Genomic DNA, 20,729 nt, shown 5'->3' with positions numbered 1-20,729 from the left:
GGCCAGGCGGTTGGACAAGCGCCTGACCGGCCGATCGTTTTATTGATGTGCACGCCATGTAAAAAGTCCTCGCGCAGCGGGGTGCGCGAGGACGCCTGTTGCCAAGCCTCAGAACTCGTCGGCGACCGACTCGAGGATCTTGCCCATCAAGTAAACCGTGGTGCGTGCGACTTGCTTGACCGCCTCTTTTTCTTCGTCGGTCACGACCCAGCGGTCGATGGCTGCGTTGACTTGCTCGGAGTGTTTCTCGTCGATGATCGCGTGGGCGACAAAGAAGGTAAGTTGTTGGTCGGTCAGCTTGAGATGGTTCTTGCAGACATCCATCAATGGCTCGAGGTGCTCGTAGCAGTCCTCGGCCCAGAAGCTGTAGCCCAGCCGTGGAATGATGCCGCGGCACACAGAGACGAAATCCAGGTAGCCGTAGAACGCCTCTGTGGCCGGCAACATCGGCTTATCGAACTCGGACTTGTCGACGCCAATGGCGATCAGGTCGTTGTACGCCATGTTTTCATGACCCAGTTCTTCCAGCGCATGCTTCATCGCAAAACGCAGCAGGCCGACCTTTTTATGGTCCTGGTTCCAGCACGCCACCGCCTGGTTGATCGAGTTGTTTTTGGTGTAGTGATACACCTGGACAATCGACTTGATGTAGAGATCACGCTGCAACTCGGGGCGTTTCATCATCTGGAAAAAGCGGCCGGCCTTGATCTTTTCCCATTCGGCATCACAGACGGCTTTCAGCTCTTTGCGAAACGCGGTCACTTCAGTCATTTCACTCTCTTCCTTGGCGGATTGATAAATCATTCATGACACTTTTTATAATTTCAGGCAAACACGGACTTACAGGCGCAGTACAGACTTAATGATATAGATGAACTTGGAGAAGAACCCCAGGCCTTCGATAGTGTCCCAGTGCTCCATCAGCACACCGTTTTCCACACGGTAGATATCGATCACCTTGTAATTCACGGTAAAGAACCTGTGTTTGGCCCAGTGCTTGGCATACAGGAAGACATAATCGCCTTCGGCGCAGACCCGTTCAATACTGGCACCCGACTCGGGGAATGTTTTGAAGAACTGCGTAAAGTAGGTCTTGAAGCCTTCGCGGCGCGGTGGAATAAATACGTTGTTGTGCTGCACATAATCTTTGGCAATCAACGTATCGGCGACCGCCAGTTCCCGCTGAACAAACATGCGTTCGTAAAACTCGATGACCACTTCTTTGTTCCTGGCTTCCATCTTGGATCAACCTCAATGTTGTCGTTGTTTTTGGATGCTCATCCCGCCAGTGACTGCCTCGCAGCACGGGCGGCCAAGGTGTAGCGAATCAAGTCATCAATGTTCTTCAAGTCTGCAGGGCAGCTTTGCAGGCCGAAGAAGGGCGTGACCGACGGCATCAGATCGCCTTTGTACAGGGCGTAGTAGTGATCACCGCGAGCTTTGATCTGGAAGAAGATTCCATCCTGATCAAAGACGAAGCTGTCGAACTTCGGTGCAAGCCGTGGTTTAACGTAGGTGATGAAGGTTTTGAAGCCGCCTTCCAGGGCGACCAGCGAGGCGCCGGTCATCGCCAATCCGTTGACCACGTTCTTGACCGGGGAATGCTTGTCGACGATAAGTCGCGAGAGCTCGACGCACTCATTCTCGTAGTTGGGCCCGGAGAACCGTACCAGCTGTTCATGGCTGATGAATTCGCCCGACTCGTGAGGGAAAGGCGTAATACGCTGAGTGCCGATAATTTCACCATCATAATAAAAGGCAAACACGTAGGAACGCGGGTCGTAGTCATCCAGGCATACGGTGTCGTCGACCGCGTTACCAAACAACGTCTTGTAGTAGACCTTTCGCTGCCCGTACAACCGGCTGCGGGCACGAGACAGTTCGAGAAACTGCGCGGGCGTCACCACCTGTCTGACCTTGACCTTGTCAGACTGGCACAAGTCTTGAAGTACTGAATCATAGAAACTGTAGATTGCCGAACCGGCTGAATCATCCTTGACCAACTGCATATTTGCCGAAGGCAAGGCAGCCTTATTACTTGCGAGTGACGGCATGAGAATTCCCTTCTTATTGTGATTTGTAGTATTCAACTCAGCCCAGCGCACAACCTAAGTTCCCACAGTACAAGACATAGCTTCGCCTCCTTGCGTAGATGCCTACAAGTTGATGATTAGCTGACTGCGCACAGCAAGGCACGCACCCCTCTTATCGCGGGCGTGCCTTTAAACCAAAGCGACTTGCAGTTAAACCGGTGGCAGCGAGCTCAAGGCGCGACGGATCTGCTCTGCGCGCTCGCCCAGCACTTGGGGCGTAGCCAGTGGAAGGTCCGCATGACCCAGGTTGAAACCGTCACCGACAAAGCGGGCCAGTACATGCAGGTGAGCGTGGCCCACGGTCTGCCCGGCCACCGCGCCATCGCACAGCAGCAGGTTGATACCTTCACAGGGGTGTTCATTGAGGCTCAAGCCGCTTTCACGCAGGGCGGCTGCCACCCGTTGACCCACACGCATCATGTGGCCACAGGTTTGAGGAGGGATATCACCCAGGCCGCTTGCGTGGGCCTTGGGAATGACCAGGACATGGCCAGGAGTAATCGGCTGGATAGAGAGAAAGGCCAGGCACTGCTCGTCTTCGTAGACAACGGCAGCCGGTGATTCTTTCTTGGCGATTGAACAGAAAATGCAGTTCACGATTAGCTCCCTTTATTGTAGTAGGTGCAAACCCGGTGGAGGCATGAAGATCCGGTTTGCTACAGCCTGCATTCCATTAGCAGTTGACCGCATAGCTTGAGGGTGAAGTTACCCTTGGCATTTCACATCTGTACACGGGAGTTTTGAAATTTTTTGTATCTTAACTCTAGAAAGTAGCTAATAGATTGATTTGAATGAGTTTTACTAATGTTAATTTTTGTATCTGTGCTTTGTCAGGCTGTGTGGGCGGTGTTGTTGGGCTGTAGGAGGGATATTTATAGATTACCGTCCAAGGCCCTCAAGGCCCTCAAGGCCGAGGATGGTGATGCGATCAAAGGCCCGGTTTCCGGTGGGTCGCAAGGTTGCTGCGCTTGAGTGAACAGCATTGCGGCCTGTGCCGGGCATTTTCGATCGTGCGGCCGCCGGCTTCAGTTACACATCGGACAGCACCGGGGGAACACCAGCTCGGTCAATGCGATAGTGGGCTTGGTCATCGTGGTGTTCTTGGTGAGTGTTAGGTCTTCGCAAACTCAACGTTAGCCAAGAACCACGATGACCATCCTCTTTCGCCCATAGGGCGCCTTCGGCTGGTTCAGTTACAGCACTTCCTGGGACACGATCCGTTTTCGCTGGTCAATCGCTATGGCAACACCTGCCAATACAATGGCAAGGGCGTAAGCAAATAGCCCCAAATTCACGCCCAGGATCATCTTCTCAGAGCCGTCAGAAAGAACCATCGACCCGCCGTAGCCATCCCGAAACCAGTAAGCCATCAAGAATCCGCCGGTTACAAAAATGGTGAGAAGGCTCGCAAGCCGGAGATTATTCTTGCCCCAGACAAGCCAGGTACTAAATGCTCCAAGCGCGGTGTTGGTAAACAGCTGCCAGACCTCATGAAGCCGTGCGTGTGGCTCCCACGCCTGGTTGAAGACATGAGTCTCGTTGACTTCTAAAATCGGTACGACAACCGCATAAAAGACGATTCCAACCGTCACCAACAGCTTCGCAAACATCAGCAACCTCCTTGCTCGTGATTTAGGCGTTACCTGCCCTTCCCGGCACTGTAGCGCGGACCTGGCCGCCCATCCAGTGTGGGTGGGAAGCCAGTTGCTTACCAGACCCGACACCTCTCGGTGATGCGCGCGGCCTCATCCAACACTCGGCCCTGACGAGTGAAATCCCATCCCTTTCCTCACCTTCCAAAACCTGCGCATTTGAATGATCAAAAACTCCAGACAAACCCCAGTCGGATATCCCTTGTCATTTTCCAGCAAGATTTAACTTTCGGAGGATGGCCAATTGATATCTGCGACGGTACATTCTGTTCTTGCTGCGCCATTGAATAAGGAATGGGCCCATCCAAAGCCCGAGCCGCTCTATAGGCAGCCCAAGCGCTCAGAAGATAAGGAAGTAACCATGGGAAGAGAAGAATGGCTGTTGGTCGAGGCCATCCAGATAGAGTTAGATTCGGCGAGTGACGCACTGTACAAACTCGATAATCTGGAACAGCACCTCGATGTACATCAACTCGAAGACCCCGAAGATAATCGCCATGACATGGCGCAACAAATTCTTCGATACCACCTTGAAGCTTCCTTTCGGGGGATTGGGGTGCTGGCCGAGCGGCTAGGTGCGCCCTCTATTGAGCGCGAAGTTGCGGACTCACGCAAAAACCGGACGTACCTCGAAAAGACAGGTCGACCGTTTGACGGTGAAATCCATTCCGAAGCCTTAGCCCAAGCCTACGCGTGCTTCGCGCCGCTACGGGCCATGAGCAATGCCAAGGCGATTACTACCCACGAAGTACTGCGCAACATCCTTCTAAAAACCGCTGTCATCATCTCCGATCGCGATCTCCGCCCCAAGAATGAATCAGAGGTGCGGAATGCTGTTCTTGAGATCTGCAGGTACTCGTTCACCGATGCGATGAGAGAGGTGGGCGTACCGAAAATTATCAAGCACACCAAAGGCGATATCGGCATCCCTTCTCTACGCACCATGGTGGAATTCAAATTCATAGACTCCAAGGCCGAAATGAAAGCGAGCCTGGATGGCGTGTATGCCGATATGAAAGGCTACAACCATCCTGATTGGGACACATTCTACGGCGTGTTTTATATGACCCAGCCCTTCTACACCCAGGATGAAGTTGAGAAGGAGTTCGAGCTGGTAAATGCCGACAAGACTTGGAAACCTATCGTCGTAAATGGCGCAGGCGGTCGAATCAAACCTGTCAAATAGCCTCAACGCGCTCAAGAAAGCCTCGCCGGCAGGCTATCGATAGCGGCTGCCCGCGATGAATGAGGTCAGCCTTCACCACGGCGACTGCCTGGAGGTAATGAAGTCGATCCCCAGCGCCAGCGTTGACCTGGTGCTGGCTGACCTGCCCTACGGCACCACCCATTGCGCCTGGGACGTAATCATTCCATTTGCCCCGTTGTGGGAGCAGTACTTGAGGATCGCGAAACCAGAGGCTGCCATCGTACTCTGCGCAGCTCAGCCGTTTGCGTCGATGGTAGGCTCAATGCCCAAGGCCTGATCGACCTGAACACCTGCCAATTTCCACTGCCTCGCCCCCCCTAATGAAGAACGCCCGGATGTTGTCCGGGCGCTAAGGGATATGACCACTAAATCCTGCGTTTACTCTTCGTCATCTGGTAGCCATAGCTCGACGCCTCGAGGACCAACATCCCAGTTATGGTGAAGAATTTCGCCACTTACAAAGGCCCCGGATGCACCAGTAAACACGCAATCATTGATATTGGCGTTGCGAAAATCAGCTCCATCCATCTTGGTCCCTCGGAAGTAAGCACTGCGGAGGTAAGCCCCACGAAGGTCAACACCCCTCAAATCCGCATAACTAAAATCAGTGCCCCAGCCATAAGCACCTGGCTGAACGACCGGATCTACCGTAACAGTGTAAAACTTAGCGTTACTAAAGTTTGCATGGTTAGCCTTTTTTACATCGTAAAACCAGTCGTAGTGAATCAGACTTCCCGGCGCCTGCAGATAGCTATAGTCAGGGACTTTTTTTCGCTTCAGAACACTACTGATTCGAGCGAAGAGCAACGAGCTGAAGTGGAAGCCGGCAAAATCCACACCGCGTTTATTCGCAGCGACAGCAAGAGGCACCTGGTCACGCAAGCATTCAACCAACGCGTCGAACTGCAACAAAAATCGTGCCCGTCGAAATTCACCAACGTAGGGTTGCTTCCAAAAACCTTGAGAGAAGCAATGATCTGCGTATCGAGAGATCATTCGATCATCTGCGTTGATCTTGTGATATTTCATGCCATATTCTTTGGCAATAATACGCAAACAAATGGCGCGAGTAGCCGGGCCTGCGCTAATCAGCTGAGCACGAATAGCTCTGTTAAATGCTGACGGACAACCATTTTGCAGGTCTTGGAGCAGAACGCGGGCGTCTGACTTGAAAGCAGAAAGCGAAGGAGTTTCAGGAAATTTCATGGCCTAGCCTCTCACGGTCAACGCTAAGCCCTAGTATCAGCTGACCATTCAAGGTGGCAACATGAGAAGGTGAAACGACGGTGCAGAGGCTTTTCCTAGCTAGGGCTGAAGGCCACCGTCAATGGCACCGGGATATATTCGAAAAAATCCAGATGATCGTCAAGCCCATCTTCATCTTGCCTGAGGTCAACCCCTTCTCACCCTTCTCGTATTGTGTTTGCCACAAAGCACGTCAAAGCGAGCTAGGTTGGGCCAATCCCGTACAAGCCGGCCTTGAAGGCCTCCTGCTTTTCCTCGCATGCCTGGCAATGATGCTCTCCTTCTCGCTCCCTGGTCAGATTACCAAGCGGCACGTCAGTGCTCTGGAAACCGCTATCAAAGCTCGGCGGGAAAAGGAGACAGGAAATGCAAACGATGCACCAAAGGCGAAGGGCGACTAGCCACGTCTCTGATTGTCATCTCTTCAACTTTCAATACGGCGTTTGCTTTTTTGGCTGACGCCTCGAAGGCCTCAAGCTCCTTTGCGGAAACGATGAAAAGGATGCGGAAGCAATCAGGCCTCAAACGCGAAAAAAACCGAGAGCCCAAAAACGCAAAAAGCCCTGACTAATCAGGGCTTTGGAATTGGCGGAAGCGTAGAGATTCGAACTCTAGGATAGTTGCCCATCGACGGTTTTCAAGACCGTTGCCTTAAACCACTCGGCCACGCTTCCTCGTATTGCGGGCGCCATAATACCGAAATGAAACAAGCTGTCAAACTCTCTATGTGGCTGCTTTGCGCGGCTCTGTTATGATCTTTGCATCTGAACGTTACAAACCCACAGGAGTGTCGCCATGCGCGAACAGGATTACGCCGTCAATCACGGCCAGCAGGTCGAGCAGCAGGAGGTCAGCCGCGTCCTGCGTAACACATACGGGTTGCTGGCTATCACCCTCGCTTTCAGCGGCATCATGGCCTATGTGGCGCAGCAGATGCGCGTTGGCTACCCGAACATTTTCGTGGTGCTGATCGGCTTCTACGGCCTGTTCTTCCTCACCAACAAGCTGCGTGATTCGGTCTGGGGCCTGGTGTCCACCTTCGCCCTCACCGGCTTCATGGGCTTCTTGCTCGGCCCGATCCTCAACCGTTACCTGGGCATGGCCGGTGGCGCTGAAGTGGTCAGCTCGGCGTTTGCCATGACTGCTCTGGTGTTCGGTGGTTTGTCGGCCTATGTGCTGATCACCCGCAAGGACATGAGCTTCCTCGGTGGCTTCATCACCGCCGGTTTCTTCGTGCTGATGGGTGCGGTACTGGCGAGCCTGTTCTTCCAGATCAGCGGCCTGCAGCTGGCGATCAGCGCCGGTTTCGTGCTGTTCTCGTCGGTGTGCATCCTGTTCCAGACCAGCGCGATCATTCACGGTGGCGAGCGCAACTACATCATGGCGACCATCAGCCTGTATGTGTCGATCTACAACCTGTTCGTCAGCCTGCTGCAGCTGTTCGGCCTGATGAGCCGCGATGACTGATCGCTTGCTGGTGTGATGTGTTGAGAGAAAGCCCGCTTCGGCGGGCTTTTTTGTGCCCGCTGTCCGGGACTTGCTTGCCTGTTTGCTTCATCGCGGGGCAAGCCCGCTCCTACAGTGGTTGATAGCACTACCGGAATCGGGTGTGGGCCCGTAGAATGCGCTCCTTTTTTCTTCCGGGGCAGCACTCCCATGAGTTCAATCGAGCAAGGACCTGGCGCACCCGCGCAGGCCAATGAACTGGTCCTTGGCCTTGAAGACCGCCCGCGGCCGTTGATTGCCATGCTGGCGGCATTGCAGCATCTGCTGGCGATCATTGTGCCGATCGTGACCCCTGGCCTGCTGATTTGCCAGGCGCTGGGGGTGTCGGCCCGTGATACCAACCTGATCGTGTCGATGTCGCTGGTGATCTCCGGGATCGCTACCTTCGTCCAGTGCCGCCGTTTCGGGCCTTTTGGCGCCGGGCTGTTGATTGTCCAGGGCACCAGCTTCAACTTTGTCGGGCCGTTGATTGCCGGTGGCGCGCTGATGGTCAAGCAAGGCACGCCCGTTGAGGGCGTGATGGCGGCGATTTTCGGTGTGGTGATTGCCGGTTCGTTCGTGGAGATGGGCATTTCGCGCATCCTGCCGTTCGTCAAGCGCCTGATCACTCCGCTGGTGACCGGTATCGTCGTGCTGATGATCGGCCTGACCCTGATCAAGGTCGGCCTGATCAGCATGGGCGGCGGCTTTGCGGCGATGGGCAACGGCACCTTCGCCAATGGCGAGAACCTGCTGCTGTCGGGCGTGGTGCTGGCGATCATCGTAATCCTCAATCGTATTCCAGTGGTGTGGATGCGCAGTTGCGCAATCGTCATCGCCCTGGCCGTGGGCTATGCCCTGGCCGGCTACCTGGGCCGCCTGAACTTCACCGGCATGCATGAAGCGGCGCTGTTCCAGGTGCCGGTACCGCTGCATTTCGGCCTGGGTTTCTCCTGGGCGCTGTTCATTCCGATGCTGGTGATCTACCTGGTGACTTCGCTCGAAGCCATTGGTGATGTCACCGCCACCAGTAAGGTCTCGCGCCAGCCGGTGGAAGGCCCGCTGTGGATGCAGCGGATCAAGGGCGGCGTGCTGGTCAACGGTGCCAACTCGCTGCTGGCCGGGGTGTTCAATACCTTCCCCAGCTCGATTTTCGCCCAGAACAATGGCGTGATTCAGCTGACCGGGATTGCCAGCCGCCATATCGGTGTGTGGATTGCCGCGATGCTGGTGATCCTGGGCCTGTTCCCAAGCGTGGCCGGGGTGATCCAGGCGGTGCCGGAGCCGGTGCTCGGTGGCGCGGCGATGGTGATGTTCGGTGCGGTGGCGGCTTCGGGGATCAATATCCTGGCCAGCATCAGCCTGGACCGCCGTGCACTGCTGATCATTGCCGTGTCGTTGGCCTTGGGCCTGGGGGTGGCGCAGGTGCCGGAGTTCCTCGCACACATGCCGTCGGCGTTGCGTAATGTGCTGGAGTCGGGGGTGGCGACTGGGGGGATTTGTGCCCTGGTGCTGAACTGGTTCTTGCCGGAGCCTAAAGAACAGGCTTGAGATTGAGGTTGCCCCGATCGCGGGTCAAGTCGGGGCGTCGCACCGCCGCTTCCACAAGGAGCGGGCTTTTTGCTTTATCATGCCGGCAGATTTGCTGAAAGAGCCTTCCATGAAGTTCGCCATTGCGGTTTTCTCTCCGGCCCATGCGCCCTCCTCGCGCCGCGCCTTGCGCTTTGCCCAGGCAGCACTGGCCGGCGGGCATGAGATTGTCCGGCTGTTTTTCTATCAGGACGGTGTGCACAGCGCCTCGGGCAATGTCGTGGCGCCCCAGGATGAGCTGGACCTGCCCACCGAGTGGCGCGCCTTCGTCGGTGCGCAGCAGCTCGACGCGGTGGTGTGCATCGCCGCTGCCCTGCGCCGCGGTGTGCTCAATGCCGAGGAAGCCCAGCGCTATCAGCGCCCGGCGGTCAACCTTCCGGCGCCCTGGGAGCTGTCCGGGCTTGGCCAGTTGCATGAAGCGGCGCAAGTTGCCGACCGGCTGATGTGCTTTGGAGGCGATTGAGATGGCCAAGTCTTTGTTGATTATCAGCCGCCAGGCACCCTGGGCCGGGCCGTCCGCCCGCGAGGCGCTGGACATCGCCCTGGCCGGCGGTGCCTTCGATTTGCCACTGGCCATGCTGTTTCTCGATGACGGCGTGTTCCAGCTCGCCCCAAGCCAGCAACCGGCGCAGGTGCAGCAGAAGAACCTTGCCGCCAACCTGCAGGCACTGCCGATGTTTGGTGTCGAGGAGCTGTTCGCCGCCAGCAGCAGCCTGCACGAGCGCGGGCTTGCCGCCGACACCCTGAGCCTGCCGGTTCAGGTGCTGGATGACGCCGCGCTGTCGGCGTTGATCGACCGTTTCGACCAGGTGGTAACCCTCTGATGAGCACCTTGCATGTGATTTCCCACTCGCCGTTCGGTGACAACCGCCTGAGCAGTTGCCTGCGCCTGCTGGGCCAGGCGGACGGCCTGCTGCTGTGTGGTGATGCGGTGTACGCCCTGCAGCCGGGCAGCGAGCCGCTGCGCAGCCTGCAGGCCAGCCAGCTGGACGGGCGCCTGTATGCCCTGGACGAAGACCTGCAAGCCCGCGCCATTGCCATCAGCGGCCTGGGCCAGGCCATCGACTACCCGGCGTTCGTTGAGCTGTCACTGCGCTACGACAAGGTCAACAGCTGGCTATGAGCACCCTGACTGTCGGCGAGCGCAGCATCGCCCTGGACAAAGACGGCTACCTGGTCGAACTGGGTGATTGGTCCGAGGAGGTCGCCAGCGCCCTCGCCGCCCATGAAGACCTGGAGCTTACGGCCGAACACTGGGAAGTGCTGACGTTGTTGCGCGCCTTCTACCAGGAGTTCGAGCTGTCGCCGGCCACCCGCCCGCTGATCAAGTACACCGCGCTCAAACTGGGCGCGGACAAAGGCAACAGCCTGCACCTGAACCGCCTGTTCAAGGGCACCCCTGCCAAACTTGCCGCGAAACTTGCGGGCCTGCCGAAGCCGACCAACTGCATATGACCGACCACCGCCCGCTGATCACCGAAACCCCGGCCGAACACCCGTTTGCCCAGTTCGTGCGCATTCTTGGCAAGGGCAAGCGCGGCGCCCGCGGCCTGAGCCGGGAGGAAGCCCGTGAGGCCATGGGCATGCTGCTCGATGGCAAGGTCGAAGAGACCCAGCTGGGCGCCTTCCTGATGCTGCTGCGGCACAAGGAGGAAAGCCCCGAAGAACTGGCCGGTTTCACCGAAGCCCTGCGCCAGCGCCTGCAAGCGCCGCCGATCGCGGTGGACCTGGACTGGCCGAGCTACGCCGGCAAGAAGCGCCATCTGCCCTGGTACCTGCTGGCCGCCAAGTGCCTGGCAGCCAATGGCGTGCGTATCCTGCTGCACGGCGGCGGCGCGCACACCGCCGGACGGCTGTACAGCGAGCAAGTGCTGGAGATGCTCGACATTCCCCTGTGCCGGGACTGGAACGCCGTCGCAGAGGCCCTGGACAGCCACAAGCTGGCCTTTGCCCCGTTGCAGGACTGGGCACCGCGCCTGCAACGCATGATCGACCTGCGCAACACCCTGGGCCTGCGCTCGCCGATTCATTCCCTGGCCCGGGTGCTCAACCCGTTGAACGCACGCTGCGGCCTGCAGAGCATCTTCCACCCCGGCTACCAGGCCGTGCACCGCGAGGCCAGCCGCCTGCTCGGCGACACGGCGATTGTGGTCAAGGGCGATGGCGGCGAGATCGAGATCAACCCGGACACCAGCAGCCACCTGTATGGCACTGCGGGTGGCGTCGATTGGGATGAAGAATGGCCTGCCCTGGCCGCCCAGCGTCACGTCAAACCGGCGCGCCTTGAGCCCGAGCAACTGCTGGCAGTATGGCGCGGTGATGAGCACAACAGCTATGGCGAACTGGCCGTGGTGGCGACCATGGCCCTGGCCTTGCGTGGCCTGGGTCATGCCCGTGAAGAAGCCTTCGCCCAGGCCCAGCGCTACTGGGACCTGCGCAACTGATCGAACAAGCCGATCAAACAGGCCCGGACTTTGCGCTATTCGTTCGAACCCAGCTCCGTACACTGGGTTCTATATCAGAATGAATCGCCAAGGAGCGCAGCATGGGCCTGTTGATCGACGGACGCTGGCACGACCAGTGGTATGCAAGCAGCAAAGACGGCGCCTTCCAGCGCGAAAGCGCACAACGGCGCAACGCCCTGCCCGCCGCCGAACCCGGACGCTACCACCTGTATGTATCGTTGGCCTGCCCCTGGGCCCACCGCACCCTGATCTTTCGCACGCTCAAGGGCCTCGAGCAGCTCATCGACGTGTCGGTGGTCAGCTGGCTGATGGGCGAGCATGGCTGGACCTTCGACCCGGGCAACGGCTCAAGCGGCGACAAGCTCGACCACCTGCACTTCCTGCACCAGCGCTACACCCGCGACGATCCGCACTACAGCGGCCGGGTCACGGTGCCAGTGCTGTGGGATAAACAGGAACAACGCATCGTCAACAACGAGTCGGCAGAGATCATTCGCATCTTCAACTCCGCGTTTGACGGCCTGACCGGCAATCGTCTGGACCTGTACCCCGGCCCCTTGCGCAAGCAGATCGACGCACTGAACGAGCGGATTTATCCGGCAATCAACAATGGCGTCTACCGGGCAGGCTTTGCCACCTCGCAGGCAGCCTACGAGCAAGCATTTGATGAGGTATTTGCCGAGCTGGATCACCTGGAGCGGTTGCTGGGTACCCAGCGCTACCTGGCCGGCGAGTACCTGACCGAAGCCGACTGGCGCCTGTTCACCACGCTGATTCGCTTTGATGCGGTGTACCACGGGCACTTCAAGTGCAACCTGCGGCGCATTGCCGATTATCCGCACCTGTCCAGCTGGCTACGAGAGTTGTACCAGTGGCCGGGGATCGCCGAAACGGTGAACTTCGAGCATATCCAGAAGCATTACTACATGAGCCACAAGACCATTAACCCGAACGGGATAGTGCCCAAGGGGCCGTTGCAGGATTTTGCGCTGGGGCATGATCGGGAGCGGTTGGCGGGGCGGGGGATATGGCGCAAGGCCGGGGAATAGGGTTGGGGCCATCGCGGGGCAAGCCCGCTCCCACAGAATTGTGTAGGAGCGGGCTTGCCCCGCGATGCGGTTACGACTGCTGGGCGCCTTCGAACCAGGCCAGCTTCTCGCGAAGCTGTACCACCTCGCCAACAATCACCAGGGTCGGCGCATGCACTTCATGCTCGGCCACAAGTTTCGGCAAGTCGGCCAGGGTGCCGGTAAACACCCGCTGATTCGGCGTGGTGCCCTGCTGAACCAGCGCCGCCGGGGTATCCGCCGCCCGTCCGTGACGAATCAGCTCGGCACAGATGGTCGGCAAACCTACCAGCCCCATGTAGAACACCAGGGTCTGTGCTGGCGCCACCAGGTCATGCCAAGGCAGGTCGCTGGTACCGTCCTTGAGGTGGCCGGTGACGAAACGCACCGACTGGGCGTAGTCGCGGTGGGTCAGCGGAATACCGGCATAGGCCGAGCAACCACTGGCCGCGGTGATCCCCGGCACCACCTGGAACGGAATGCCTTGGGCCGCCAGCTCTTCGATTTCTTCACCGCCACGGCCAAAGATGAACGGGTCGCCACCTTTGAGGCGCAACACACGCTTGCCCTGACGCGCCAGGTCGACCAGTTGCTGGTTGATCTGCGCTTGTGGCACGGCGTGGTCGGCGCGACGCTTGCCGACGTAGATGCGCTCGGCATCACGCCGGCACAACTCGATGATCGCCGGGGCGACCAGACGATCGTAGAGCACCACGTCGGCCTGCTGCATCAGGCGCAAGGCGCGGAAAGTCAGCAGGTCCGGATCACCGGGGCCGGCGCCGACCAGGTACACCTCACCCGGCGCCTGGTAGCTGGCACCGTCGATCTTGGCTTGCAGCAGACGCTCGGCTTCAGCGCCCTGCCCGGCCAGTTGCCGCTCGGCGATCGGGCCCTGGAAGACATCTTCCCAGAAGCCGCGACGCTGATTGACGTCCGGGTACAGCGCTTTGACCTTGTGCCGAAAGCGCGCGCCCAGCCCGGCCAGCTCGCCATAGGCGGCAGGGATCCAGGTTTCAAGCTTCGCCCGGATCAGCCGCGCCAGCACCGGCGCATCGCCGCCGCTGGACACCGCAACCACCAGCGGCGAGCGGTCGACAATGGCCGGAAAGATCACCGAACACAGCGCCGGCGCATCGACCACATTGACCGGTACGCAGCGCTGCTGGGCATCCGCCGAGACCTGGGCGTTGAGCGCCTGGTCGTCGGTGGCGGCAATGATCAGCTGGCAACCGTCGAGGTCGCCCACCTGATAACCACGGTCAAGGAGTTCACCACTGCTGTGCCGGGCAAGCTCGGCCAGTTGCGCGTCGATTTCGGGCGCCACTACCCGCAGTACAGCTCCGGCGTCGGCCAGCAGACGCGATTTGCGCAGGGCAATCTCGCCTCCGCCGACGATCAGCACACGGCTGCCGCGCAGTTTGTGGAACAGCGGCAGGAATTCCATTTAACCGATGACCTCCAGGCCACCCATGTACGGCTTGAGCACCTCGGGTACGCGGATCGAACCGTCGGCCTGCTGGTAGTTCTCCAGCACCGCCACCAGGGTACGGCCGACAGCAAGACCGGAACCGTTGAGGGTGTGCACCAGTTCCGGTTTGCCGGTTTCCGGGTTGCGCCAGCGCGCCTGCATGCGGCGGGCCTGGAAATCGCCACAGTTGGAGCACGAGGAAATTTCGCGGTACTTGTCCTGGCTCGGCACCCAGACTTCCAGGTCGTAGGTTTTCACCGCACTGAAGCCCATGTCGCCCGTGCACAGCGCCAGGACCCGGTACGGCAGCTCCAGGGCTTGCAGCACGCGCTCGGCGTTGGCGGTCAGGCCTTCGAGGGCTTGCATGGATTTGTCCGGCTCGACGATCTGCACCATCTCGACCTTGTCGAACTGGTGTTGGCGGATCATGCCGCGAGTGTCGCGGCCCGAGGCACCGGCTTCACTACGGAAGCACGGGGTGTGGGCGACGAACTTGATCGGCAGCTGCTTGGCATCGAGGATCTCGCCGGCCACGATGTTGGTCAGCGACACTTCGGCGGTCGGGATCAGGTAGAAGTCGGCCTCGCCGTCACGGCTGATCTTGAACAGGTCTTCCTCGAACTTGGGCAGCTGGCCGGTGCCTTGCAGCGCCGGGGCCTGGACCAGGTACGGGGTGTAGGCTTCTTCGTAGCCGTGCTCACTGGTGTGCAGGTTGATCATGAACTGCGCCAGGGCGCGGTGCAGGCGTGCGATCGGGCCGCGCAGCAGGGCGAAACGGGCACCCGACAGCTTGGCGGCGGTTTCGAAGTCCAGGCCGCCGCTCAGCTCGCCGAGGGCGACATGGTCCTTGATCTCGAAGTCGAAGGTAGGCAGGGTGCCCCAGCGGCGCACTTCGACGTTGTGATCTTCATCGGCACCGACCGGAACGCTAGCGTCCGGCAGGTTGGGGATGGTCAGCAGGATCGCATCCAGTTCGGCCTGGATGCCGTCCAGCTCGACCTTGCCTGCGGCCAGCTCGCCCGCCATGCGCTCGACGTCGGCCATCAGCGGGGCGATGTCTTCACCCTTTGCCTTGGCCTGGCCGATGGATTTGGAACGGGCGTTACGCTCGGCCTGCAGTTGTTCGGTACGGGTCTGCACCACCTTGCGGCGTTCTTCCAGTGCCTCGATGCGCGCGACATCCAGGCTGAAGCCACGGGAGGCCAGGCGGTCCGCCACTTCCTGAAGTTGGCCGCGTAACAGTTTGGAATCGAGCATATCGTTCTCTCGTTGGTTCAGAATTTGGTCAAAGACAGGCCGGCCCAGGTTGCGAGCAGCCCGCCAAATACACTGGCTCCGGCATACCCGAAGGCCAGCGGCGCCTGCCCGCTTTCGAGCAGGCGCACGGTATCCAGTGAAAAGGATGAAAAGGTTGTCAGACCGCCGAGAAAACCGACGATCAGGCCCGCACGCAGCTCGACCGGCACCAGCGGGCGATGTAGAAACAGCCCGTAGAGCAAGCCGATCAGCAGGCAGCCAATCAGGTTGACCGCCAGCGTACCGAGATAGAAGTGGCGTGGCCAGTGGGCATTGACCCAATTGGCGGTGGCAAAGCGCAGCAAGGTGCCGGCGATACCGCCGGCGCTGACTGCGGCGATCACGGCAATCATGGTTTTCTCCGCTGTCGCGGGCTGTTGCGGTCGAGTTCGGCCAGGTGCTTGAGCTTCTCGCCGATCTTCAGCTCCAGGCCGCGCGGCACCGGTTGGTAGTAATGGCGCGGCGCAAGGTTGTCGGGGAAGTAGTCTTCGCCCGCAGCGTAGGCATCCGGCTCGTCGTGGGCGTAACGGTACTCGTCGCCATAGCCCAACTGCTTCATCAACTTGGTCGGAGCGTTGCGCAGGTGCAGCGGCACTTCCAGCGAACCGTGCTCGCCGGCCTCGCGCAGGGCGCTCTTGAAGCCCATGTACACCGCGTTGCTCTTCGGTGCGCAGGCAAGATAGGTAATGGCCTGGGCCACCGCCAGCTCGCCTTCGGGGCTGCCCAGGCGCTCCTGCACGTCCCAGGCCGCCAGGCACAGGCTCAGGGCGCGAGGGTCGGCGTTGCCGATGTCTTCGCTGGCCATGCGTACCACGCGACGGGCAATGTACAGCGGGTCACAGCCACCATCGAGCATGCGCGCGAACCAGTACAAGGCGCCATCGGGGTTGGAGCCGCGTACCGACTTGTGCAGCGCCGATATCTGGTCGTAGAAGGCTTCGCCGCCCTTGTCGAAACGTCGGCGACTGTCACCAAGCAGGCTCTGCAACAGCTCGACGGCGATCTCGCCGCCGTCCTCGGCAAGGTCCGAGGCGTTCTCGAGGAAGTTGAGCATGCGCCGGCCATCGCCATCGGCGGCGGCCATGAGCATCCCGAAGGCTTCGTCGCCAACCCGCAACTGGCGCTTGCCCAAACCACGCTCTTCGCTCAGGGCGCGGTTGACCAGCTTGCGCAGCGCAGCCTCATCGAGGCTTTTCAGCACATAGACCCGCGCCCGCGACAGCAGCGCGTTGTTCAGCTCGAACGAAGGGTTCTCGGTGGTGGCGCCAATGAAGATCAGCGTGCCGTCTTCCACATACGGCAGGAAGGCGTCCTGCTGGGACTTGTTGAAGCGGTGCACCTCATCGACGAACAGGATGGTGCGCCGCCCGTACTGCCCGGCCTGCTGCTTGGCGATGTCCACCGCATGGCGGATTTCCTTGACCCCGGCCAACACCGCCGAAACGGTCTCGAAGTGGGCATCGCAGAACTGCGCCAGCAGCCGCGCCAGGGTGGTCTTGCCGACCCCGGGCGGGCCCCAGAAAATCATCGAGTGCAGGGCGCCCGCTTCCAGTGCTTCGCGCAGCGGTTTGCCGCGGGCCAGCAGGTGCTCCTGGCCGACGTACTCGTCCAGGTTGGCCGGGCGCAGGCGCGCGGCCAGGGGCTGGGCTACGGGGTCGCTACGAAACAGGTCCATGGGCGGCGCTACTACCTCTTACTCGGAGATGACATCCGCACCCTTGGGGATGTCGAACTTGAATTTGCTCGCCGGGATATTTTCATTGGCCTTGACCCCGGTGAACAGGATGTTGGTACGCTGGCCAACGCTGTCGATCAGTTGCATGTCATTGACCAGGCCACGACGGAAAGACAAGCGCAGCGAGTCGAACAGGGTGTCCCTGGTTTTCGGCTTGAGGGTGAAATCCATGACTTCGCCCTGCTCCTTGGAGGTGATGTCGAAGCTCTGGCTGATCTTCGAAACGTCACCCGAGAGCAGCAGCGCCGGGGTTTCGGTCAGGCGCTGGTCAAGCTTCTTGATGGTAGCCTGTTCCAGGTCCGGGTCCCACAGGGTGACGTTCTTGCCGTCCGACACCACCACCTGCTCGGCCGGTGCATCGGTGTGCCAATAGAACAGGCCTGGGCGCTGCACGGCCATCTGCCCGGTGGTTTCCTGCAGCTGGGTGCCGGTACCATCGAGGGTCAGTTGGGAGAAACGTGCCTCGATGGTCTTGGACTTTTCCAGCAACTGGGTCAGGCGCGCCACATCGGCCTCGGCGGCAATTGCCGAAGCACTGGACAGGGCCATGGCGGAAACCAACAGCATGCGAATCAGGCGCATGGAAATCCTCGTTGCAGTATGAAGGGGCCGGCGGCCGTCACTGGCCGCCAGCAGGTTGGTTCATTAGTCGCGCGATGGCCCGGGGGCAATCACTTCGCGCGAACCGTTGGTGTTCATGGCAGTGACCACACCGGCCATTTCCATTGCTTCGATCATGCGCGCGGCGCGGTTATAGCCGATCTTCAGCTTGCGCTGCACGGCGGAGATGGAGGCACGACGGCTTTCCAGCACGAACTGCACGGCTTCGTCGTACAGCGCGTCGGTTTCGGCATCGTCGCCGTCCCCGCCGCCACCGCCGCCATCAAAGCCGCTGCCGGCCTCTTCGACGCCGTTGAGGATGTCGTCGTTGTAGTCCGGCGCGCCGCGCAGTTTCCAGGCCTCGACCACGCGATGGACTTCCTCGTCGGAAACAAAAGCGCCATGCACGCGAATCGGCAGGCTGGTGCCCGGCGGCATGTAGAGCATGTCACCGTGACCAAGCAGCTGTTCGGCGCCACCCTGATCGATGATGGTCCGCGAGTCGATCTTGCTCGATACCTGGAAGGCCATCCGCGTCGGGATGTTGGCCTTGATCAGGCCGGTGATCACGTCCACCGACGGCCGCTGGGTCGCAAGAATCAAATGGATACCCGCAGCACGGGCCTTCTGCGCGATACGGGCGATCAGTTCTTCGACCTTCTTGCCGACGATCATCATCATGTCGGCGAACTCGTCGACCACCACCACGATGGTTGGCAGGGTTTTCAGCAGCGGCGGCACGTCGTCCATGCTTTCGCGCTTGAACATCGGGTCGTAGATCGGCTCGCCGGCTTCCTCGGCGTCCTTGACCTTGCGGTTGAAGCCGGCCAGGTTACGCACGCCCATGGCCGCCATCAGCTTGTAGCGCCGCTCCATCTCGGCCACGCTCCAGCGCAGGGCGTTGGCGGCGTCCTTCATGTCGGTGACCACCGGGCAGAGCAGGTGCGGGATGCCTTCGTAGATCGACAGCTCGAGCATTTTCGGGTCGATCATGATCAGCTTGGCGTCTTCGGGGCCGGACTTGAACAGGATCGACAGGATCATCGCGTTGACGCCCACCGACTTACCGGAACCGGTGGTACCGGCCACCAGCAGGTGCGGCATCTTCGCAAGGTCGGTGATGACCGGCTTGCCGCCGATGTCATGCCCCAGGGCCATGGTCACCGGCGACTTGGCTTCGTCGTATTGCGGCGACGACAGCACCTCGGAAAAACGCACGATCTGCCGGTCTTCGTTGGGGATCTCGATACCGACGGTGGTCTTGCCGGGAATCACTTCAACCACCCGCACGCTGGTCACCGCCAGCGAGCGGGCGAGGTCCTTGGCCAGGTTGGCAATGCGGCTGACTTTCACGCCAGCAGCCGGCTGGATTTCGTAACGGGTGATCACCGGGCCCGGGTGGATCGAGTCCACCGAGACTTCGACGCCAAATTCCTTGAGCTTGATTTCCAGCAGGTGACCGACACCGGCCAGGGATTCTGGCGAGTAATTGACCTGCTTCTTCTCGGCAGGATCGAGGATCGAGATCGGCGGCAAGGTGCCTTCGATGGCGCTGTCGACGAACAGCGGTGCCTGCTTTTCTTTCTGTACGCGCTTGCTCGGCTCCGGCACTTTGACCGGTGCTGGCATGATCACCGGCGCCGGCTGCTGGACGCGTTCGGCCACATGTTTGCTCAGGGCCTGGTCGCGCTCGATGATGCGCTCCTTGGCCTTGGCCTGTTCGCGGCGATCCGGCGCGACCGGGGCGACCACTTCGTGGACCTGGTCATCGACCTCACGCAACTGCGCCACCAGGCGCTTGCGCTCGTTGCGCGCCTCCCACCAGCGGTTGGCAGCCCCCTGGAACAGCTCGAAGAGATCGAGGGTGATCTTGCCGGTGATGTCCATGACCTTGAACCAAGACAAGTCGGTGAACACGGTCAGGCCGAACAGGAACAGGGCAATGAACATCAGGGTACTGCCCTGTACGTTCAGGGCGTTCTTGGCCAGGTCGCCAAGGCTTTCACCCAGCGCGCCACCGGCCGATGCCGGCAGGCTGGCGGCGGAATGGAAATGGATATGCGCCAGCGCTGCGCCCGACAGCACCAGGAACACCAGGCCGATCAGGCGCCAGGAGAACAGCCAGCCGCTCCACTGCCACGGCTGGTGGCGTTCGCGGAAGATCTGCCAGGTCTTGATCGCCAGCAGCAACGGGAAGATGTAGGCGAAATAGCCCAGGACCATGAACAGGATGTCGGCGAAGTAGGCACCGGCACGGCCGGCGGCGTTCTGCACCTGCTCGACGTTGCTGGTGTGGCTGAACCCCGGGTCGGCCTGATCATAGGTCAGCAAGGCCATCCACAGGTACAGGCACAGCGCGCCCACGGCGATCAGTGCACCTTCCTTGAGCCGATAGTGCAGCTGCTGGCGCCAGAGCGGCACGGGCAAGGGACTGGGTGTTGCGGTGGATTTCTTCAAAACGCGTCTATTCCTGCGCTCGTTGCGCGTCCAACAGTGATTGACCCAACTGAACAGTCAACAAACCACTACTTTTAACATTACTGCCCGCCCACCGCCATGGCGGCACGCCAGAAGGAAGCGTAAACGGGGGCCAATTTCCTATACAGCAATTTGAGCACGCATTTTCTTTTGTGACAAAGGCTTATGCGGTGTTTTTGTACAAGTGTGACAACAAAGGCCCCAGCAAGTTGCCTGTTGGAGCGGGCTTGCCCCGCGATGCGGTGTAACTGACAGCCTGCAATCGCGGGGCAAGCCCGTTCCCACAAGAGATCTGCGGACATCAGACAGTTGTACCCACTTGTCCCTCAAGGCTTTTTCAGGCCATGC

General features: G+C 59.9%; 22 protein-coding genes and 1 tRNA gene. 10 read left to right on the top strand and 13 right to left on the bottom strand.

All coding sequences use genetic code 11. From position 1 onward, the window contains the following. Positions 1-108: 108 nt before the first annotated feature. From EXN22_RS11225 to EXN22_RS11205, 5 genes are all read right to left on the bottom strand, one after another. Positions 109-771 carry an iron-containing redox enzyme family protein gene (locus EXN22_RS11225; RefSeq protein WP_130264106.1) on the bottom strand — a complete coding sequence of 221 codons (663 nt, stop codon included), beginning with the start codon at positions 769-771 and terminating at the stop codon, positions 109-111. A gap of 69 nt (positions 772-840) precedes the next feature. Then, positions 841-1,239 (bottom strand): nuclear transport factor 2 family protein, encoded by a 399-nt coding sequence (locus tag EXN22_RS11220; RefSeq protein ID WP_130264105.1) that lies wholly within the window; start codon positions 1,237-1,239, stop codon positions 841-843. Positions 1,240-1,277: 38 nt separating this feature from the next. Beyond that, positions 1,278-2,054: a hypothetical protein gene (locus tag EXN22_RS11215; protein WP_233281700.1), complete on the bottom strand. Its 777-nt coding sequence runs from the start codon at positions 2,052-2,054 to the stop codon at positions 1,278-1,280. Positions 2,055-2,243: 189 nt separating this feature from the next. Continuing rightward, entirely contained in the window at positions 2,244-2,690 is a 447-nt protein-coding gene (locus tag EXN22_RS11210; RefSeq protein WP_130264104.1) for an HIT family protein, read from the bottom strand. 596 nt (positions 2,691-3,286) lie between these two features. After that, positions 3,287-3,703 (bottom strand): hypothetical protein, encoded by a 417-nt coding sequence (locus EXN22_RS11205; protein ID WP_130264103.1) that lies wholly within the window; start codon positions 3,701-3,703, stop codon positions 3,287-3,289. A 403-nt stretch (positions 3,704-4,106) separates the two neighbouring features. On the opposite strand from EXN22_RS11205, the gene EXN22_RS11200 reads away from it, so the two are divergent. Both EXN22_RS11200 and EXN22_RS11195 read left to right on the top strand, forming a co-directional pair. Beyond that, entirely contained in the window at positions 4,107-4,931 is an 825-nt protein-coding gene (locus EXN22_RS11200; protein ID WP_130264102.1) for a PD-(D/E)XK nuclease domain-containing protein, read from the top strand. A 55-nt stretch (positions 4,932-4,986) separates the two neighbouring features. After that, entirely contained in the window at positions 4,987-5,229 is a 243-nt protein-coding gene (locus tag EXN22_RS11195) for a class I SAM-dependent methyltransferase (protein WP_130264101.1), read from the top strand. Positions 5,230-5,330: 101 nt separating this feature from the next. Here the strand turns inward: EXN22_RS11195 and EXN22_RS11190 are convergent, their stop codons facing one another. Next, the gene (locus EXN22_RS11190; protein WP_130264100.1) at positions 5,331-6,158 is read right to left on the bottom strand and encodes a pentapeptide repeat-containing protein; all 828 of its coding nucleotides are present in this window, start codon (positions 6,156-6,158) and stop codon (positions 5,331-5,333) included. A 625-nt stretch (positions 6,159-6,783) separates the two neighbouring features. Further along, positions 6,784-6,871: transfer RNA gene (locus EXN22_RS11185), tRNA-Ser, on the bottom strand. A gap of 121 nt (positions 6,872-6,992) precedes the next feature. On the opposite strand from EXN22_RS11185, the gene EXN22_RS11180 reads away from it, so the two are divergent. The 8 genes from EXN22_RS11180 to EXN22_RS11145 all read left to right on the top strand — a co-directional run bounded on the left by EXN22_RS11180 (position 6,993) and on the right by EXN22_RS11145 (position 12,786). Further along, positions 6,993-7,664, top strand: a complete 672-nt coding sequence (locus EXN22_RS11180) for a Bax inhibitor-1/YccA family protein (RefSeq protein WP_130264099.1) — start codon at positions 6,993-6,995, stop codon at positions 7,662-7,664. Positions 7,665-7,853: 189 nt separating this feature from the next. Beyond that, positions 7,854-9,233 carry a nucleobase:cation symporter-2 family protein gene (locus EXN22_RS11175; protein WP_130264098.1) on the top strand — a complete coding sequence of 460 codons (1,380 nt, stop codon included), beginning with the start codon at positions 7,854-7,856 and terminating at the stop codon, positions 9,231-9,233. A gap of 109 nt (positions 9,234-9,342) precedes the next feature. Then, positions 9,343-9,735 (top strand): sulfurtransferase complex subunit TusD, encoded by a 393-nt coding sequence (gene tusD / locus EXN22_RS11170; RefSeq protein ID WP_130264097.1) that lies wholly within the window; start codon positions 9,343-9,345, stop codon positions 9,733-9,735. Position 9,736: 1 nt separating this feature from the next. Beyond that, positions 9,737-10,096 carry a sulfurtransferase complex subunit TusC gene (gene tusC / locus EXN22_RS11165; protein ID WP_130264096.1) on the top strand — a complete coding sequence of 120 codons (360 nt, stop codon included), beginning with the start codon at positions 9,737-9,739 and terminating at the stop codon, positions 10,094-10,096. Further along, on the top strand, positions 10,096-10,395 hold the full coding sequence (gene tusB, locus EXN22_RS11160; protein WP_130264095.1) for a sulfurtransferase complex subunit TusB: 300 nt from the start codon (positions 10,096-10,098) through the stop codon (positions 10,393-10,395). Before tusC ends, tusB begins: the two co-directional genes overlap by 1 nt. Continuing rightward, the gene (locus tag EXN22_RS11155) at positions 10,392-10,727 is read left to right on the top strand and encodes a TusE/DsrC/DsvC family sulfur relay protein (protein WP_130264094.1); all 336 of its coding nucleotides are present in this window, start codon (positions 10,392-10,394) and stop codon (positions 10,725-10,727) included. The genes tusB and EXN22_RS11155 overlap by 4 nt, the downstream gene beginning before the upstream one ends. Beyond that, positions 10,724-11,716 (top strand): glycosyl transferase family protein, encoded by a 993-nt coding sequence (locus EXN22_RS11150; protein ID WP_130264093.1) that lies wholly within the window; start codon positions 10,724-10,726, stop codon positions 11,714-11,716. The genes EXN22_RS11155 and EXN22_RS11150 overlap by 4 nt, the downstream gene beginning before the upstream one ends. Before the next feature lie 101 nt (positions 11,717-11,817). Beyond that, positions 11,818-12,786, top strand: a complete 969-nt coding sequence (locus tag EXN22_RS11145; RefSeq protein ID WP_130264092.1) for a glutathione S-transferase family protein — start codon at positions 11,818-11,820, stop codon at positions 12,784-12,786. 70 nt (positions 12,787-12,856) lie between these two features. On the opposite strand, the gene cysG is transcribed toward EXN22_RS11145, so the two are convergent. The 6 genes from cysG to ftsK form a co-directional block, all read right to left on the bottom strand. Beyond that, positions 12,857-14,248: a siroheme synthase CysG gene (gene cysG, locus EXN22_RS11140; protein ID WP_130264091.1), complete on the bottom strand. Its 1,392-nt coding sequence runs from the start codon at positions 14,246-14,248 to the stop codon at positions 12,857-12,859. Then, positions 14,249-15,529, bottom strand: a complete 1,281-nt coding sequence (serS, locus tag EXN22_RS11135; RefSeq protein WP_130264090.1) for a serine--tRNA ligase — start codon at positions 15,527-15,529, stop codon at positions 14,249-14,251. A gap of 17 nt (positions 15,530-15,546) precedes the next feature. Next, the gene (gene crcB, locus EXN22_RS11130) at positions 15,547-15,921 is read right to left on the bottom strand and encodes a fluoride efflux transporter CrcB (RefSeq protein ID WP_130264089.1); all 375 of its coding nucleotides are present in this window, start codon (positions 15,919-15,921) and stop codon (positions 15,547-15,549) included. Continuing rightward, the gene (locus tag EXN22_RS11125) at positions 15,918-17,243 is read right to left on the bottom strand and encodes a replication-associated recombination protein A (RefSeq protein ID WP_130264088.1); all 1,326 of its coding nucleotides are present in this window, start codon (positions 17,241-17,243) and stop codon (positions 15,918-15,920) included. The genes crcB and EXN22_RS11125 overlap by 4 nt, the downstream gene beginning before the upstream one ends. Before the next feature lie 18 nt (positions 17,244-17,261). After that, a complete protein-coding gene (gene lolA / locus EXN22_RS11120) occupies positions 17,262-17,885 on the bottom strand; it encodes an outer membrane lipoprotein chaperone LolA (protein WP_130264087.1) in 624 nt (207 codons plus the stop codon). Positions 17,886-17,948: 63 nt separating this feature from the next. Then, positions 17,949-20,360: a DNA translocase FtsK gene (ftsK, locus tag EXN22_RS11115; RefSeq protein ID WP_130264086.1), complete on the bottom strand. Its 2,412-nt coding sequence runs from the start codon at positions 20,358-20,360 to the stop codon at positions 17,949-17,951. Positions 20,361-20,729 lie beyond the last annotated feature (369 nt).

The organism is Pseudomonas tructae, from assembly GCF_004214895.1.
Lineage (GTDB): Bacteria > Pseudomonadota > Gammaproteobacteria > Pseudomonadales > Pseudomonadaceae > Aquipseudomonas > Aquipseudomonas tructae.
The sequence above is the reverse complement of the archived record's forward strand: the minus strand, read 5'-3'. Positions and strand labels throughout refer to the sequence as shown.

Coding starts and splice junctions, on each gene's coding strand:
- EXN22_RS11225 (WP_130264106.1), bottom strand. CDS start 771: ATGACTGAAGTGACCGCGTTTCGCAAAGAGCTGAAAGCCGTCTGTGAT.
- EXN22_RS11220 (WP_130264105.1), bottom strand. CDS start 1,239: ATGGAAGCCAGGAACAAAGAAGTGGTCATCGAGTTTTACGAACGCATG.
- EXN22_RS11215 (WP_233281700.1), bottom strand. CDS start 2,054: ATGCCGTCACTCGCAAGTAATAAGGCTGCCTTGCCTTCGGCAAATATG.
- EXN22_RS11205 (WP_130264103.1), bottom strand. CDS start 3,703: ATGTTTGCGAAGCTGTTGGTGACGGTTGGAATCGTCTTTTATGCGGTT.
- EXN22_RS11200 (WP_130264102.1), top strand. CDS start 4,107: ATGGGAAGAGAAGAATGGCTGTTGGTCGAGGCCATCCAGATAGAGTTA.
- EXN22_RS11195 (WP_130264101.1), top strand. CDS start 4,987: ATGAATGAGGTCAGCCTTCACCACGGCGACTGCCTGGAGGTAATGAAG.
- EXN22_RS11190 (WP_130264100.1), bottom strand. CDS start 6,158: ATGAAATTTCCTGAAACTCCTTCGCTTTCTGCTTTCAAGTCAGACGCC.
- EXN22_RS11180 (WP_130264099.1), top strand. CDS start 6,993: ATGCGCGAACAGGATTACGCCGTCAATCACGGCCAGCAGGTCGAGCAG.
- EXN22_RS11175 (WP_130264098.1), top strand. CDS start 7,854: ATGAGTTCAATCGAGCAAGGACCTGGCGCACCCGCGCAGGCCAATGAA.
- tusD (WP_130264097.1), top strand. CDS start 9,343: ATGAAGTTCGCCATTGCGGTTTTCTCTCCGGCCCATGCGCCCTCCTCG.
- tusC (WP_130264096.1), top strand. CDS start 9,737: ATGGCCAAGTCTTTGTTGATTATCAGCCGCCAGGCACCCTGGGCCGGG.
- tusB (WP_130264095.1), top strand. CDS start 10,096: ATGAGCACCTTGCATGTGATTTCCCACTCGCCGTTCGGTGACAACCGC.
- EXN22_RS11155 (WP_130264094.1), top strand. CDS start 10,392: ATGAGCACCCTGACTGTCGGCGAGCGCAGCATCGCCCTGGACAAAGAC.
- EXN22_RS11150 (WP_130264093.1), top strand. CDS start 10,724: ATGACCGACCACCGCCCGCTGATCACCGAAACCCCGGCCGAACACCCG.
- EXN22_RS11145 (WP_130264092.1), top strand. CDS start 11,818: ATGGGCCTGTTGATCGACGGACGCTGGCACGACCAGTGGTATGCAAGC.
- cysG (WP_130264091.1), bottom strand. CDS start 14,248: ATGGAATTCCTGCCGCTGTTCCACAAACTGCGCGGCAGCCGTGTGCTG.
- serS (WP_130264090.1), bottom strand. CDS start 15,529: ATGCTCGATTCCAAACTGTTACGCGGCCAACTTCAGGAAGTGGCGGAC.
- crcB (WP_130264089.1), bottom strand. CDS start 15,921: ATGATTGCCGTGATCGCCGCAGTCAGCGCCGGCGGTATCGCCGGCACC.
- EXN22_RS11125 (WP_130264088.1), bottom strand. CDS start 17,243: ATGGACCTGTTTCGTAGCGACCCCGTAGCCCAGCCCCTGGCCGCGCGC.
- lolA (WP_130264087.1), bottom strand. CDS start 17,885: ATGCGCCTGATTCGCATGCTGTTGGTTTCCGCCATGGCCCTGTCCAGT.